Raw genomic sequence first — 14772 nt, 5'->3', positions numbered from 1 at the left:
GTTCAGCCCGCCATTAGGCCTGACAATTGCCGTGGTGCGCCCGCAGCGTAACCCCGCCCGATTAGCCCTCCAGGCCGCACCGTTCGAGGCCCGCGACCGCATGCCCCGCGGCGGCTGATTCGAGCGCGGCTTCAGCCTCGGCGAGCGTGGCCACAGGGGCCACCGTCAGATCAGAGGGAAACCCCTCGACATCGCCGCAGTTGGCCATCGGCATCAAAAACAGGTCACTTTCGGCTTGCGATGCAGCCCAGGCTTTCTGTGTCAATCCCCCGATCGCGCCCACCTCGCCGCGCGCGTTGAGGGTGCCCGTGCCCGACACGGTGAGCCCGTTGAGGGTGGAGGTCTCGCCCAGCCGGTCGAGAATGGCGAGCCCAAAGATGAGCCCGGCGCTCGGCCCACCAATGTTGGGCACGCTGATGTCGACCTGCTGCGGCAGCTCGAAGGTCGTGCTGATCACGACGCCCAGGCGCGGGTCTTCACCGGGGCCAGGGGCCTTGGGCTGCACACTTTCGATCCGGATCTCGCCCTCGCGCGCAATCTCGAACTCGATCGGCCCGTCTGCCGCAGATACGGTCTCGAGCAGCTGTTCGAAGTTCTGCAGCGGTTCACCGTTGACTTTGTTGAGCACGTCGCCTGTTTTCAGCTTGCCTGCGGCCGGGCCCGCTTCGTCCACGCCGCCGATGCTGAGGGTGGTGCCCACCTCGAGCCCGAGCTGGGTGAACGCGGCCGCCGCGGCCTGTACCTGTGACGCATCCATCTGCAGTGAGTTGTACTCCTCGCGCTGCTCGACCGTGACGCCCTCGGGGTAATACTCGGCCACGCGAGCGATCTTTTGCGACGGGTCAAACAGGGCGGGGATCAGCGCGAGCCAGCCCAGTGGCTGCTGCGGGCTGCCCGCAATCGAGACCGTGAGCAGGTTCAGGGCGCCCTCGTTGGCTTGGTGCGAGGACGCGGTCTCGCGTTCCCCCTCCACCTTCAGCACGGGCACGGCCTCGCCCTCGAGCTCGATATCGCCCAGCACATCAACGACCGGGCCCGGGCGTTCGATCGCGAACGGTGACGGGATCACCGCGCTCGCAAACACAACGAGGGCGATCAGCATCACCACAGATTCGGTGCGGTTACGCCGCACGAATCCGCGCACGCTCGCCCACACATTCGCCGCGCGGCTGCGCACAGGGAGGGGCTCGTGGGGCTTCGGTTCGAGGGTCACACGGCTTCTTTCGTTGAGTGGTGCGCGGGGCTCACATGCGGCCGCTGCCGTGCACTGTTCGCACACGGCGCAACGCAACACGTCGATCGCTCGCCAATCTAGCAGGCAGTTTCTGGCCGTGTGCCGTACCGTTAAAGTTGCACCGACCTGAAGGAGCATAGACATGGGAACTGGCGACAACAACCGTCCAGAAGACTCCGGCAACGGCCCCGACTTCGAGGAGCTTCAGCGCCTGCTGCGCGACATGTTTGCCGGCAACGGCCAAGCAAACAGCCCCGCAGACGCCGAGCAGTTCGCGAAGGCCGCGGGAATTCCGATTGACCCTGCGACGCTGCAGAATCTGTTCAGCACACTCCAGGGCGCGATGCAAAACCCGAGCGATGGCATCGACTGGTCAGTGACCCGGCGCACCGCGATCGAGGTCGCAAGTGACGGCGCACCCGCCGCAGATTCGGCCCCTTCCCTGCGTGCCTTCCCCGTCGCAGCGCTATGGCTTGACGAGGCCACTGAGCTCGGGCCCACGCCCGACGCCCCACGCGTACTGAACCGCATCGAGTGGGTGCAGCAGACCGTCGACACCTGGATCGCGCTCGCCGAGCCCGTTGCCGATTCGATCACCGGCGCACTCATGAGCGCCCTCGACCAGCAGATGCCCGAAGAATTTGGTGACGCCCTGCGCGGCGCCACCCCGATGCTGCGCAGCGTCGGCGGCGCCCTATTCGCCGTGCAGCTGGGCACCATCATCGGCAAGCTCTCGGGCGAGGTCGTCTCGGCCGGCGATGTGGGTATTCCGCTGTTGTCGGGCCCCGGCCGCGAGGGCGGTGCTTTGCTGCCCGCAAGCGTCGCGAAGTTTGCCGAGGGGCTCGACCAGTCCCTCGACACCGTGGTGTTGTATCTCGCCGTGCGCGAGCTGGCACACGCCAGGCTGTTCCGCCACACAAAGTGGCTGCGCCTGCACCTGTTGACCGCGATCACCGACTATGCGCGTGGCATTCGCATCGACCACGACCGCATTCAGGAATTCGCGCAAGATCTTGACCCCGAGCACCCCGAGCAGATTCAAGAACTGATCGCGGGCGGCGCACTGATTCCGCCCAAGACCGAGGCACAGGAGGCGGCTCACGCTCGCCTCGAGACAATGCTTGCGCTCGTTGAGGGCTGGGTCGATGTCGTCACCGCTGAGGCGGCCAAGCGCATCCCCGGTGCCGAGGCTATCGCTGAGATGGTGCGCCGTCGCCGCGCGACCGGCGGCCCCGCTGAGCACGCATTCTCCTCCCTCGTTGGGCTCGAGCTGCGGCCGCGACGACTGCGCGAGGCCGCGGCGCTGTGGCGACTTGTGTCTGAGAACGGCTCGCAGGCCCTGCGCGACGGCCTGTGGGCGCACCCCGATCTGTTGCCGACGGGCGAAGAGCTCGATCACCCCGCCCGGTTGCTCGAGCGGCTCGGGCTTGCGGGCGATACCGCCACGACCGAGGCCGACGAGTTTGATGAGGCGCTCGCGCGGCTGCTCGACGGCTCGCTGCCCCCGCACGTCGATGACGCGGCAAGCGATGACACGGCGGGCGAAGAGCTCGGCGATGCCGGCCCCGCTGAGGGTGGCGCAAAGCCCGAGTAATCGGCGACGCATCACGTTGTGACTCGGGGCGGCAGCCATGTGGGTGCCGCCCCGAGTCGTCCACAGCATCGCTGCACAGCGCGGTTCTCGTGGTCCACACAAGTGTCTTGTGGATAACCCGCAGCGTACGTATTTCTGCCGCATACTCGATGCATGTCTGAACTGCTGATCGACCCCAATCTGCCGCTGTGTTGGGAAGATCCCGACACCCTGCGCGTCGGTTTTGAACACGCGCACGCACGTTTGCACGATCCCTCGCCCGGTGTGCAGCGGCTGCTGTACGCGCTGTTGCGCGGCGTCGACCCCGCGCTTGTGGCTGAATCGGCACGGGCCGTGGGGATCTCGGCGCAGGAGGCGCGCGAGGTGCTCGCCGCTCTTGCCCCGGCGCTCGTCACCCCCGCCACGTCAGCGCGTGCGGCACGGGGTTCACCCGCGCTGTGCATCGCGGTGTGCGACGCCGGCCGTGAAGTTGCTGGCTTGGCGACCGCGCTTGCCGGCACCGGGCTGTGCCGGCTCGATTTCGCACTCGAAACGCAATCCCCCGATCTCGTGGTGCATGTCGAGCGGTTTCTCGAGCCCCTCGCACGTGCACAGCGCTGGTTGATCGCGGGCATCCCGCAACTGCTCATTCGGTTCACCGACACCGCGGTGCATGTTGGCCCCATTATTGAGCCACCCGGCAGCCCCTGCCACACCTGTATCGCGCTCGATCTCGTGTCACGCGACCCGTCGTACCCGGTGATGGCCGCGCAACTCATGCACGTCACCCCGCGCAGTGAGACGGCGGGCACCGCCGGTGTGGCTGCGGGCTTTGCTGGCTCGCTGATTCGCGATTGGAAAAGCGGGTTAGAAGATGCCCGCCGCACCCGCATCGTTATTCCCACCAGCCACGGCCGGGTGCATGCGCCGCCCTATTTTGAGACGGTCACTCCGCACGATGACTGCGCCTGCATGCTCGGGTAGACCCGGTTAAGCGTGAGTCGGCACGGGTCAGACCGCTAGCCCCGCCTCCGCCAAGAAGCGTGACGGTTGCCGCCTGCCGCGAGCACCGCCCGCCACTCCTGAGAGCCGCAACGAGTCTTTCGCACGCGTAAACGCGACGTAACACAGCCGCCGCTCTTCATCGATGGCGTCTTCATCGGCGGCGTGCGCGATGGGCAGCACCCCCTCGCTCATCCCTACAACGTGCACGAGCGACCATTCGAGGCCTTTCGCCGCGTGGATCGCGCTCAGCGTCACCGCCTGCAGCGTCGGCTCGTGTTGGGTGCGCTGCCGCGCGATGAGTTCCTCGCTGAATTCCTTGATTCCGGCGCCCTCGGGCATCTCATCCACCAGTGACAGCAGTGCCGCGAGTGCCTCCCATTTTTCACGGGCGGCCGCCCCCTCGGGGGCGCGGGCCGTCCAGCCGCTCGAGCGCAGCACATCGCTGACAATTTGAAACAGCGGCCGGGTATCGGCGACTTTGGCTTCACCGCGCATCAGCATCACGGCCTTGCGCACGTCGGCACGGTCAAAGAACCGTTGTGCCCCGTGCACCCGCGTGTTTACCCCCTGCAACTGCAGCGCCTGTTCGAATCTCGCCGACTGGGCGTTGGTGCGGTAGAGCACCGCGATCTGTGACGCGGGCACCCCCGAATCAACGGCAGCTTTAATCGAGGCGGCCACCGCAGCGGCTTCGTCTCCCTCAGAGGCGAACATTTCGAAGGAGGGCGCCTGCACCACTGCGCCCTTGCCCTCGGTCACGGCGGGACGATGTGCCCGCAGTGTGAGTGCCCCGGGCCGGTCACGCATCAGCTTGTTGGCGAGGCGCACCACGGGTTCGGTGGAACGGTAGTTGCGTTCCAGCTTGATCTGCCTGGCGTGTGGGTACTCCGCCCCAAACTTCAAGAGGTACGAGCTTGATGCCCCCGCGAAGGAGTAAATGGTCTGGCTCGCGTCGCCCACCACACACAGGTCATCACGGTTGCCGAGCCACGTTGACAGCAGGGCATGCTGCAGCGGCGAAACGTCCTGGTACTCGTCAACGGTAAAGAAGCGGTAGCGTTCACGCACCTGCAGTGCGACCCGCGGTTCGGCCTCCAGCATGCCCGTCATCAACACGAGCACGTCTTCGAAGTCGATCTGACGTCGCTCTTCAAGAATGGCCATGTAGCCGCGCTGCACGTCAACGATTTGTTCAGCGGTGAGCCCCTGCGGCAGCGGGCGGCTCTCGATGCGAGCTTCGTAGTCGTCGATGCTGAGCATCGACGTTTTACGCCACTCAATTTCTGAGGCGACATCGCGCACGGTCTCGCCGCTCGCGCGTAGCTTCATCGATTCGAGCACCTGCGACACCACGGTCGACTTGCCCGTCACGATCTGCGGGGCGGTGCCGCCCACCACATCGGGCCAGAAATGGCCCAGCTGTGCCAGCGCGGCACCGTGGAAGGTTTGCGCGCGCACGCCATCGGCGCCGAGTTCACGAAGCCGGCCCTGCAGTTCGCCGGCGGCCTTACGGGTGAAGGTCACCGCGAGTACGCGATCCGGGGCATACACCCCCGAGCGCACGCCGTGCGCGATGCGGTGCGTGATGGCGCGCGTCTTGCCCGTACCCGCGCCCGCGAGCACCACGACGGGGCCGCGCAGCCACTCGGCGATCTCACGCTGTTCGGGATCGAGGCCCGACAGAATCGGGTCAGTGGCCAAGCTCAGTCTCGCCTTCCTCGCACCAGCGGTCCATCATCCATCGGGCGATCGACAGTGATCCGGGCAAAATAACTCCCGGCGGCGGGGTGCGCAGCTCGTCACGGCTAAACCAGCGCAGTTCAGAGATCTCGGTAACGTCGGCCTGCAGCGCCTCGGGGTCGTGCCCCGGCGCGAGGGTGGCGCGGAAGCCGAGCATCAGCGAACGCGGGAATGGCCAGGGCTGCGACCCCACGTACTGCACGTCGCCGAGGGTCACCCCCGACTCTTCAAAGACCTCACGCCGTGCGGCCTGTTCGAGTGACTCCCCCGCCTCGACGAAGCCAGCGAGCAGCGAAAACCTGCCCGTTTCCCACAGCGCGTTCGAGCCCAGCAGCACGCGGCCCTCGTGCTCAATGAGCACGATCACCGCGGGGTCGGTGCGCGGAAAGAACTCGCGGCCGCTCGCGTCGACGCGGGCCCAGCCGCCCTGCACCGGGCTTGTGAGGGCCCCGTCGACGCCAGAGAACTTGGCGGCGTCGTGCCACCGCAGCAGCGCTGAGCCCGCGGCCACCAGCTCGCGTTCAGATTCGCTCAGCTGCACCGCAGCATCAAACGTCGGTCGCCACTGCGCGTCAGCGTCAGCAGCTTCGTCGGGGGTGGCCGCGCGCGCAAACATCGGGGCCCCCTCGATTCGTCCCAGATAGACGTGGTGCACGGCGCTGTCGGCCGTCGCGGGCGTCCATTCACCGTCGGTCGGCACGAGCGCCAGTTGAGAGTCCCCGATGACCGGAATCTCGGCGGGGCGAAGCCGCAACAACCGCGCACCAGGCTCGTGCCAGGCCGCAGCCAGCAGCGTCTCATCAAGTCTGGTGGGGGCATCTCGGTCGAGGGTTCCCTGTGCGAGTGGGGGTACTGCCTGGTTCATCGATTCTCCTCCTTGCGCGTGGCGCAGCCCGGCCACGCGTGCAGATGCCTACGCTGTGTACATGGCCAGCATTCCTCTCACTTTAGCCGCGCTCGCCACCTCCGCGGTTCCAGACCTTACGGTGTTCGCTACCCGCGCGCTCAGTCCCAACACTGAATACGCTGAAGCCGTCATCGTGAGCGAAGACTCCGAGCTGCTCGTGCGGGTGCCCCGCACCCACGCCGCTGAAACGATTCAGCGCGGCGAACTCCTCGGTCTCGCGGCACTCACCGAGGGCCCGCGGTCGCAACTGCCGTTCAGCGTGCCGCAGGCGCTGGGCATTACGCGCGCCGGTCAAACCCGCGCGGTGGTCACGACGTACCTGTCGGGCGGCGCCTTCGATGTCGCTGATCTGCATGACGATTCGTTGCTGATCGAGTCGATTGCCCGCACCATCGCCTCGATTCATGCGCTGCCCACGAGCGTGGCGCAAAATGGTGGCTTGCCCGAGCGCACTGCCAACGAGTCTCGCCTCGCCGCGACCCGCCTGATTGACCGTGCCGTGCAGACCCGGCTGGTGCCCGAGACCGTGATGCGTCGCTGGCTGAGCGTGGTGGAGGATGCCCAGCTGTGGGACTTTGCGCCGACCATGGTGCACGGCACGATGAGTGACGAGCAGCTCTTGATCGCAGATGATGTGGTGACCGGTGTTTTGGGCTGGTCTGCTTGCGCTGTCGATGACCCCGCGCTCGATTTCTTCTGGCTGTTGGGCGCCAATACCCCCGTGCTCGATGCTGTGCTCGAGCGGTATGCCGATCTACACAACCCGGGCGTGCTCGATAAGCTGCGCTCACGCATCGCGCTCTATCACGAGCTTGAGGTGGCCCGCTGGCTGCTACAGGGCACCGATTCTCACGATCAGACGATCATCGATGACGCCGTCGCCATGCTCGATCGGCTCGTCGGCGGTGGCCACACGCTCGCCTCGGCCGTGGCCCGTGCGCGCGACCGTGCACCGCTGTCACAAGACGAAGCCGAACTCATTTTGAGTGAGACCCCCGAGGTGATTGATTTTCTGTCTGACACCGCGGCGTACGAGGCCCTCGATGAGGATCGCGTGTTCGGCACCGACCCTGATTTCAGGGAGCCTCGCGTGGATCCGGATGCGGCCACCGACCCCGCCACCGCAGGTGACACCGGGGATGCGGCAGCCGATCCCGCCGACGATGCGTCGCTCGCCACCGATGTACTGACGACCGATGTGATCGATCGCGATGCGCTGGATGAGGGCTCCACCGACCCGACGCTGCAGCCGGGCTCACCCGGGGCACCCGACCGCCGGTAACGGAACGGCCTGCCGGTCGTTCCGTCACCTGCGGCTGTTGATCTCAGCGCGTGATGCGCCGGATCATTCGGTGGGTCACTCAGAAACTCGCTCGCCGTAGTCGATCACTCGCGGGTTGCCGATCACTCGCCTGCTGCCGAGAAGCGGTGGTCGGCGGCTTCCAGCCACAGCCGTTCGAGTTCGGCGAGGTCTCTGGGGTGCTCCCCGCACAGTTCGATGCCCTCAGCGACGTAGAACAGGGTGACATCGATGCGCGCGGGGTCGATGCCGGCCCACTGTGCGTATGCGTGGCGGTAGAGATCGAGCTGGAAGAACCGGCTTTCTCGTTCGGCCTTTGTGGCGGGTGCGCGACCCGATTTCCAGTCGACGACCTCGTAACGCGGGGTGCCGTCGTCACCCGGGTTTTCAAACACGGCATCGAGCTTGCACACGAGCGAGCGCCCTGCGAATGGCAATACGACCTCTTGTTCCACGGCGATGGGTTGCCGGTCGGCCCAGCGCGACCGTTCGAACTGGTCGATGAGGGGCTGCAGGTCGGCCGCATCTTCGCCGAGGTCTTCGGGGCTGTTGGCGAGCAGGGCGAGTTCGTCGCCCTCGGGATCAAACCCGGCCAGTGTCAGCGCGGTGCCCCGCGCCGTGGTGGCCCGCCGCTCGACCCACTCGTGGAAGCGGTTGCCCACGCGTGTGCGCCGGAATGGGCGCTGCGGCACGGGGCGCAATCGCACCCGTTCGGCCTGCACCGGGTCGTCAATGAACTCGTGGAAGGTCGACGCGGTGATGCGCGTGGGAAGCGGGACCTCGGAATGGTGCTGCTGTGCGCTGCGCTCGGCCAGCAGCAGCCGCACCGTTGCATGGATGGCGGCGTCTTGGTCACCAGCGTCGCCTGTTTTTTCGATCCGGTCGCGCAGGTTTGCGGCAGCGGTGAGCACTGCCGCACCGCGGGCCCCGAGCGGGTCGAGCGGCCAGGTGAGCGTGAGTTCGTCGTGCTCACTCGGATCGGTTTCGTGGGCGCTTTCTTCGGGAAGCCCCGCCAAAAGGCCGGCCTCCTGCAGCTCGAGCAGAAACGGCGACGGGGTGCGCGGGCGTGACTGCCCACCCCAGAAGGAGCCGGTCACCAGCAGCCGTGAGGCCGCACGGGTCACCGCGACATAGGCGAGGCGTCGCTCCTCTTGCGCGTGACGGTCTTTGAGCGCTTGGGCATACTCGGCCATCCGCTCTTTCAGTTCTTGTTGGGTCTCTGAGATGCGCCAGTTCAGCTCGGGCCGGGCACCCGCGTCTCCGCGCAATTCATCGGGAATCTCACCGGTACGCAACCAGCCATTGCCGCTGCGGGCTTGGCCGGGAAACTCACCTGAGACGAGCCGCGGCACCGCCACGAGATCCCATTCCAGCCCTTTCGAACCGTGCGCGGTGATCAGGTGCACCGTGTCGGGTGAGGGCGCGGCCACGTGTTCGGCGACCTCGTCGGCTTCGGTGGCGCGCTCGATCCATTCGAGGAGTGATGCGAGGGTGGCCGCACCGTCGAGGGTGAGGAACTGATCGACGAGGTGCACAAACGAATCGATGTTCGCGTGCGCGGCCGAGGTGCCCGCTGTTTCGCGCGCCTCATTGGCGTCGAGTTCAATGTCGAGGCGCAACGCGAACACGGTTTCGGTGATGAGCTCGGTGATACTGCCACCGACACCGAACCGCAGATCGGCCAGCATCTCGCCGGCCTCGCGCAGGCGCTCGAGCCCCACATCGCTGACGTTCGCAAACGCGCGGTGACGGCCCGGCTTCATGCGAGCCAACTGATCGAGGGCATCAACGAGAGTGAAGCTGCGATCGGGGTGGGGCAGCACACGGTCGGCCTCGCGGTCTTCGGCGTTGAGGGGTTGCTGGGTCACATCGCGATCACCAAACCAGCGTGCGGCTTCGCGCAGTCCGACGAGATCGGCCGTCCCCACCCTGAAACGCGGGCCGGTGAGAATACGGATGAGTTCGCTGTTCGCATCGGCGTACCAAATGCAGCGCAGCATGCTGACGACATCGGTCACCTCTGGGGTGGTGAGGAGGCCACCCAGGCCGACAATACGGTTGGGCACTCCGACGTCGTGCAGGGCCGCGGAGAACGCGGCCATGTGCGAGCGCGTGCGAAACACGATCGCCGCGGTGGGCGGTTTGCCGTGCTCGCGCATATGCGCGATGCGGGCATCACGCATCCATTCGGCGAGCGCGCGGCGCTCCTCGTGCACGGTTTCGGGGAAGCGCCACTCCACGCTGCCGGTTGCGGCGCCCGTGCGCGACACCAGGCGTGGCACGTCGACCGCCGACTCCGCAGCGAGCGGCGCCGAGATCGCGTTCGCCGCGGTGAGCACGTCAACCGGGTTACGCCAACTGGTGGACAGCGACAGGGTGGCCGCGGGGGTTCCCCGCCCACCAAAATCTTGGTGGAACGAGGAGAGGCCTTCGGCTGAGGCGCCGCGCCAGCCGTAAATCGACTGGTGGGGGTCGCCCACGGCCATCACCGCTGATCCGGCAAAGATGCGCGATAGGAACCTTGTCTGGCCCACCGAGGTGTCTTGCACCTCATCAAGCAGCACCGTGCGGTATCGGCGACGAATGGATTGCACGGCTTCGGCCGAGCGTTCGATCACCTGTGTGGCGAGCGCCAGCTGGTCAGAGAATTCGAGCAGCCCGCGCCGCTGCTTCTCGGCGGCATATCCGCGCGCGAGCCGGGTGATGAGCGGGGTTTCTTCGAGCGCACGCAGAGCGTCGCGCACGGGCGCATACACTTTGCCGGTTGCCCCCGATTCTCGGGCTTTCTCGTTATAGGGCAGATGTTCGACCCGGCGAAATTCTTCGATCACCTGGTCGACCCGGTCAAACGAGGTGAGGTTATCTGCAACGGCGTGATCGAGCTGCAGGATGTGGCCGACGAGTTTGCCGATGGACAGCTTGCTCGCCACGAGCGCCGGGTCTCGGCTATCGATCACGGTTTCGCGCGCCACGCCCCACGCGGTGGCCTCATCAATGATGGCGGCGCCGGGAGCAACGCCCGCAGCGACGCCAAACTCTTGCAGCACGGCGGCCGCGAACGCGTTGTAAGTACTCACGTCGGGCAGTTCGAGGCCGTCGGCGAGAAGCTCACCGACCTCGTCTGCGCGTGCGCTTTCTGCTTCGCTGAGGAGACCGCGTTCACGGGCATCGATGAGGCGCTCGGCGAAGGTCGCGAGCCTGCCCGCGATGCGTTCGCGAAGTTCACCTGCGGCCTTGCGCGTAAACGTCAGGCCGAGCACTTCGTCGGGCGCCACGAGCCCATTGGCAACGAGCCAGACGACGCGGTTGGCCATGGTTTCGGTTTTGCCACTGCCCGCGCCCGCCACGACCAGGGCCGTGCCCTCGATGGGGTATTCGATGACGGCCTGCTGCTCAGCGGTGGGCGTCAGCGGGGTGTTCGGCGGAATGGTCAGCAGCTCGGCGATGCGGGCCGCCGAGAAGACCACGCGAGGGGTGCCTTCGGCGTCTGTGGGAGACGGCGTCGAGGGAACTGACGTGGGGGCCGGAGTATCTGGCGTGTGCTGGTTCATGCGCGGCTCACCGCCGGAATGATGTGGATCTGACATTCACCTGGTTTGTATTGGTCTGAACAGTGGTGCTCGACCCTGGCCGTGAACTCCCCCGCGGCCATCACCTGGGCCGCATTGGCGATTCGCTGCATGAAAGCTTCTTTCATCTCGTCGGTGATGGGCGCCTGCGCGCGCTCCACAAATGCGTTGGCCTTGGTGGCGTCGGGGTGCACGTACAGCAGTCGTGCGCCGCCCGTTACCACCTCGGGCTCGGACTCGGGGGCGGAATCGGACTCGGGCGTGAGCGCGGTCTCGGTGGCAGGCTCGGCTGGAACCTCCTGCGCGGCATCACTTCCAGATTCCACGCCTGCTGCGTCTTGCGGGGCCACCGTGACCGCGTCATCGTGGTGGGCATCGTGCCCGAGGGCGAATGCGCCCAGCGCGACGCCCAGTTGGTAGGCCTGCAGCTGTGCATGCTCGGCGGTCTCGTTGGCGGTGGGGAGGGTGCGCCCCGTTTTGAGGTCGAGCACGGTTACTTCGAGGGTGCCGTCGGGCAGCGTACGCCCTTCGAGTCGGTCGGCGCTGCCGCGCAAGAGGGCCCGTTCGATCACGGTCTGAAACCGTGCTTCTTGGCCCAAGAGTTCGCGGTCAGACGACGCGAATTCGCGCAGGTACCCGGCCAGTCCATCGACCATGGCCTGCGCGGTGCGTTCAGAGCGCTGCGATTCCCATTCGGTGTCGAAGGGCAGCTTGGACCACTGCGATCGCACCGCTGCCATCAGTTTGTCGGGGTCGGGCTCTGCCACCGTTTCGAAGGCGTGGTGCACGAGCGTGCCGATGCTTGAGGCGATGTTGCCGCTGCCCCCGCCGAGCACGGCCACCGCCCAGTTCAGCGGGCATTGTTCCACCCGTTCGAGCTGTGACGGGCTCACCGGCACCGTCGCCTCGGGGTCGCCCGCGAGATCGATCAGGGGGCGCTGCGTGCTCGCCGCGGCCACCCCGTACCAGGTCTCTGGATCGGCGCCGGGCACACCCGCCCGCGTGAGCGCGCTGAGGGTGTCGAGCGCCTCGTCGTTGGCGGGGTCTCGCACGAGTTCCCGGCGCATCTGTGCGGTGGCGCCGCGCAGCGTGAGTCGTGCGCTGGGCAGCCCCTCTTGCCGATGAGCCTCGCCAAAGCGGAAGAAAGCCGAGGGGTGCTGCTCTTCATCGGCGATGGCCACCACGAGCAGCTCATCGCTGGCGCGAGCGCAGCACAGCGTCAGTAGCCGCAGCTCATCATGAATGGTGTCGCGCCGCGACGGGGTGCTGGCGGGCCCGCCACGCAGCCACCGTTCGAGCGCGACCGAGCCGAGCAGCATGCCGCGGGCTCGCAGGTTCGGCCAGCTGCCGTCTTGCAACCCGAGTACGGCGACCACACCGAATTCGCGCCCGATCGCACCTTGCGGGGTCGTCACGGTCACCATTTGGCGGTCTGATTGACGCGCGAGGGAATCCTCGGGGAGCGTGTTCTCCATAATGTCGGCGAGCAGCTCGGCGATGGGCTGAGCACTGTCGGTTTCTTCGTGTCGTTGCAGGGCGAAGAACAGCCCCATTACGGCGTCAAGGGCACGGTTTGCCTCGTCTGCGCGGGCGGGCCGGCCGTCAAGGGCTTCGGCCTGCAGCTTGGCGGCGAGCTTCGTTTCGTCCCACACCGCCCACAGGGTTTCGCGGGCGGTGCCGCCGGCGGTGCGCACCCGCTTGCCAGCGTCTGCGACGCGAGCCACTTTGCGCAGTGCGCGGCCGCCCGCGCTGTCGACCACGGGTTCGCCTGCGGGAAGTTGGAAGGCGGCAAACACGCACTCCTCGATTGAGGATGGTGCTCGCCCCTCGGCAGCGGCGGCGCGGCGCTCACTGATGAGTAGCTCCCGGCGCAACCGGCGGCGGGCCACCGGGTCGAGCCCACCAATCGGACCCCCAACAATCTCGAGCACCTCGCTTGGCCCGATCGTGGTTTCTCCGAGCGCGTGGCGCAGCAAGCAGATCAGGTCACGCACGAGTTGGTGTTCGCGCAGCACGAGGCCACCTGCGGCGAGCGCCGTGGGAACCTGGTGCAGAGCGAGGGCGCGTGAAGTGCGCACCGCGTCTGCGCGGCTGCGGCAGATGACGGCCATGTCGCTCCAGTCGAGGGGGGCACCGCCGTCGAGCCCCAATCGTCGTGTGCGTAGTTGGTGGGCCACGATGCCGAGCTGTTCGGTGACTGACTGGGCGAGGGTGAACCTCACCTGCTCGGTGGTCGGCGCAGCCTCAGGTGGGTTCGTAGCCGGGTCTCCCGGCTGCGATGCCGACTGATTTGTCTGCTGTGTTGGCTGCGAGGTGACTCGCTGAGCCACCGGCACCGCCGCCCGTTGCTGGCCGGCGCCGCGGTTGCCGACCCGGCCGCTGAGATCGGCAACGAGCCCGCGCAGCAGCGCCCCGTGCCGGTGCACGGTGGCGAGCACCACCCGTTGCTGGGCGTCGCGCTGTGCACCCGCCCCGCCGCGGCGCACGAGTTCGTGTTCGGGGTGCACGGCGAGGTCGCTCGCCTCTCCCTGGAACGCGGCGGTCGACACATCGGGGTCGCCAAAGGCCCACACTGAGCTGCCCCGTGCGGCGCACGCGGCGATGAGCGCGAGGGCGCCCTCGCCGGTTTCTTGGGCGTCATCAACCAAGATGAGTTTGGGGAGCCGCAGGCGTGCACCGTCGTGGACGCCGCCCTCGGCGTGCACGAGTGCTGCCGCGGCCCGCAGCAGGCCACTCGATGACAGTTCGCCCGGGCGGTCGGCCCTAAGTTTCGCGGCCACGGCGTCGATGAGGGAGAGGCCTGCGGCCCAGCGCGCGGCAAGCCCCGCGTCGGGGGCCTCAGACTGGGCTTCGCGCGCGCCGCGTGCGGCAGCGGCCAGCACCTCGTGGGCCAGCTCGCCGCGGTCGCGCGCGTAGTCATCGCTCACCCGCCACAGTTCACGCAGCTCCCCGCGGAAGGCGGGGCTGATGAGCACTTCGGGGGGAAACGCTGACTCCCCCAGCATGGCCCGGGCGTCTTCGCTGTCAAGCAGTGTGGCGATCGCCTCGTCTTGCACGGTACCGGTGAGCAGCCGCGGCACATCTTCGCCGTGCAGCGCGGCCCCGCGGGCCAGGATCGAGAATGCAAGCGATGCCGCCGTGCGCGCGGCGGTGCCGCCCATGGCGGTGTGTGCGCGCTCCTCGATCTGCTGCCGCAGCACGCCAGCGCTCAAACGGTTGGGGGCGAGGGAGAGCACGTCTTCTTCGCTCCACCCGTCGCGCTCGAGCGCGCGCACGTGACTTTCTACAAGCGTCGCCGTTTTGCCGGTGCCCGGCGCCCCCAGCACACTGGCGTGTAACCCCGCATCAAGCGCGAACACGAGCTGCTGCGAATCGTCAAATTCGATCATGGCCACAGCCTACTTCTGACCCCCGACATCGTCGTATTCACCCGGCCGGGCATCC

Annotated in this window: 8 protein-coding genes; 3 read left to right on the top strand and 5 right to left on the bottom strand. The window is 67.2% G+C overall.

What is annotated here, in order from left to right:
* Positions 1 to 61 precede the first annotated feature (61 nt).
* Entirely contained in the window at positions 62 to 1213 is a 1152-nt protein-coding gene (locus JOF28_RS00260) for a YlbL family protein (protein ID WP_342452027.1), read from the bottom strand.
* A gap of 163 nt (positions 1214 to 1376) precedes the next feature.
* On the opposite strand from JOF28_RS00260, the gene JOF28_RS00255 reads away from it, so the two are divergent.
* Both JOF28_RS00255 and JOF28_RS00250 read left to right on the top strand, forming a co-directional pair.
* Positions 1377 to 2828 (top strand): zinc-dependent metalloprotease, encoded by a 1452-nt coding sequence (locus JOF28_RS00255; RefSeq protein ID WP_209703945.1) that lies wholly within the window; start codon positions 1377 to 1379, stop codon positions 2826 to 2828.
* A gap of 153 nt (positions 2829 to 2981) precedes the next feature.
* Positions 2982 to 3791 (top strand): hypothetical protein, encoded by an 810-nt coding sequence (locus JOF28_RS00250; RefSeq protein ID WP_209703944.1) that lies wholly within the window; start codon positions 2982 to 2984, stop codon positions 3789 to 3791.
* Between the two features lie 27 nt (positions 3792 to 3818).
* Here the strand turns inward: JOF28_RS00250 and JOF28_RS00245 are convergent, their stop codons facing one another.
* Entirely contained in the window at positions 3819 to 5513 is a 1695-nt protein-coding gene (locus tag JOF28_RS00245; protein ID WP_245189802.1) for an ATP-dependent helicase, read from the bottom strand.
* Complete coding sequence (gene nudC / locus JOF28_RS00240) at positions 5503 to 6417, bottom strand: NAD(+) diphosphatase (RefSeq protein ID WP_209703943.1); 915 nt, start codon at positions 6415 to 6417, stop codon at positions 5503 to 5505. Before nudC ends, JOF28_RS00245 begins: the two co-directional genes overlap by 11 nt.
* Positions 6418 to 6478: 61 nt before the next feature.
* On the opposite strand from nudC, the gene JOF28_RS00235 reads away from it, so the two are divergent.
* Positions 6479 to 7741 (top strand): phosphotransferase, encoded by a 1263-nt coding sequence (locus JOF28_RS00235; RefSeq protein WP_209703942.1) that lies wholly within the window; start codon positions 6479 to 6481, stop codon positions 7739 to 7741.
* Positions 7742 to 7863: 122 nt separating this feature from the next.
* Here the strand turns inward: JOF28_RS00235 and JOF28_RS00230 are convergent, their stop codons facing one another.
* On the bottom strand, positions 7864 to 11310 hold the full coding sequence (locus tag JOF28_RS00230; protein WP_209703941.1) for an ATP-dependent helicase: 3447 nt from the start codon (positions 11308 to 11310) through the stop codon (positions 7864 to 7866).
* Positions 11307 to 14717 (bottom strand): UrvD/REP family ATP-dependent DNA helicase, encoded by a 3411-nt coding sequence (locus tag JOF28_RS00225; protein ID WP_209703940.1) that lies wholly within the window; start codon positions 14715 to 14717, stop codon positions 11307 to 11309. Before JOF28_RS00225 ends, JOF28_RS00230 begins: the two co-directional genes overlap by 4 nt.
* Positions 14718 to 14772: the final 55 nt, after the last annotated feature.

This window comes from Leucobacter exalbidus, assembly GCF_017834145.1.
Classification (GTDB): Bacteria; Actinomycetota; Actinomycetes; order Actinomycetales; family Microbacteriaceae; genus Leucobacter; species Leucobacter exalbidus.
The sequence above is the reverse complement of the archived record's forward strand: the minus strand, read 5'-3'. Positions and strand labels throughout refer to the sequence as shown.

Bases quoted from the DNA above. Each gene is read 5' to 3' on its own strand.
- JOF28_RS00255 (WP_209703945.1), top strand. From the start codon at position 1,377: ATGGGAACTGGCGACAACAACCGTCCAGAAGACTCCGGCAACGGCCCC.
- JOF28_RS00250 (WP_209703944.1), top strand. From the start codon at position 2,982: ATGTCTGAACTGCTGATCGACCCCAATCTGCCGCTGTGTTGGGAAGAT.
- nudC (WP_209703943.1), bottom strand. From the start codon at position 6,417: ATGAACCAGGCAGTACCCCCACTCGCACAGGGAACCCTCGACCGAGAT.
- JOF28_RS00235 (WP_209703942.1), top strand. From the start codon at position 6,479: ATGGCCAGCATTCCTCTCACTTTAGCCGCGCTCGCCACCTCCGCGGTT.
- JOF28_RS00230 (WP_209703941.1), bottom strand. From the start codon at position 11,310: ATGAACCAGCACACGCCAGATACTCCGGCCCCCACGTCAGTTCCCTCG.
- JOF28_RS00225 (WP_209703940.1), bottom strand. From the start codon at position 14,717: ATGATCGAATTTGACGATTCGCAGCAGCTCGTGTTCGCGCTTGATGCG.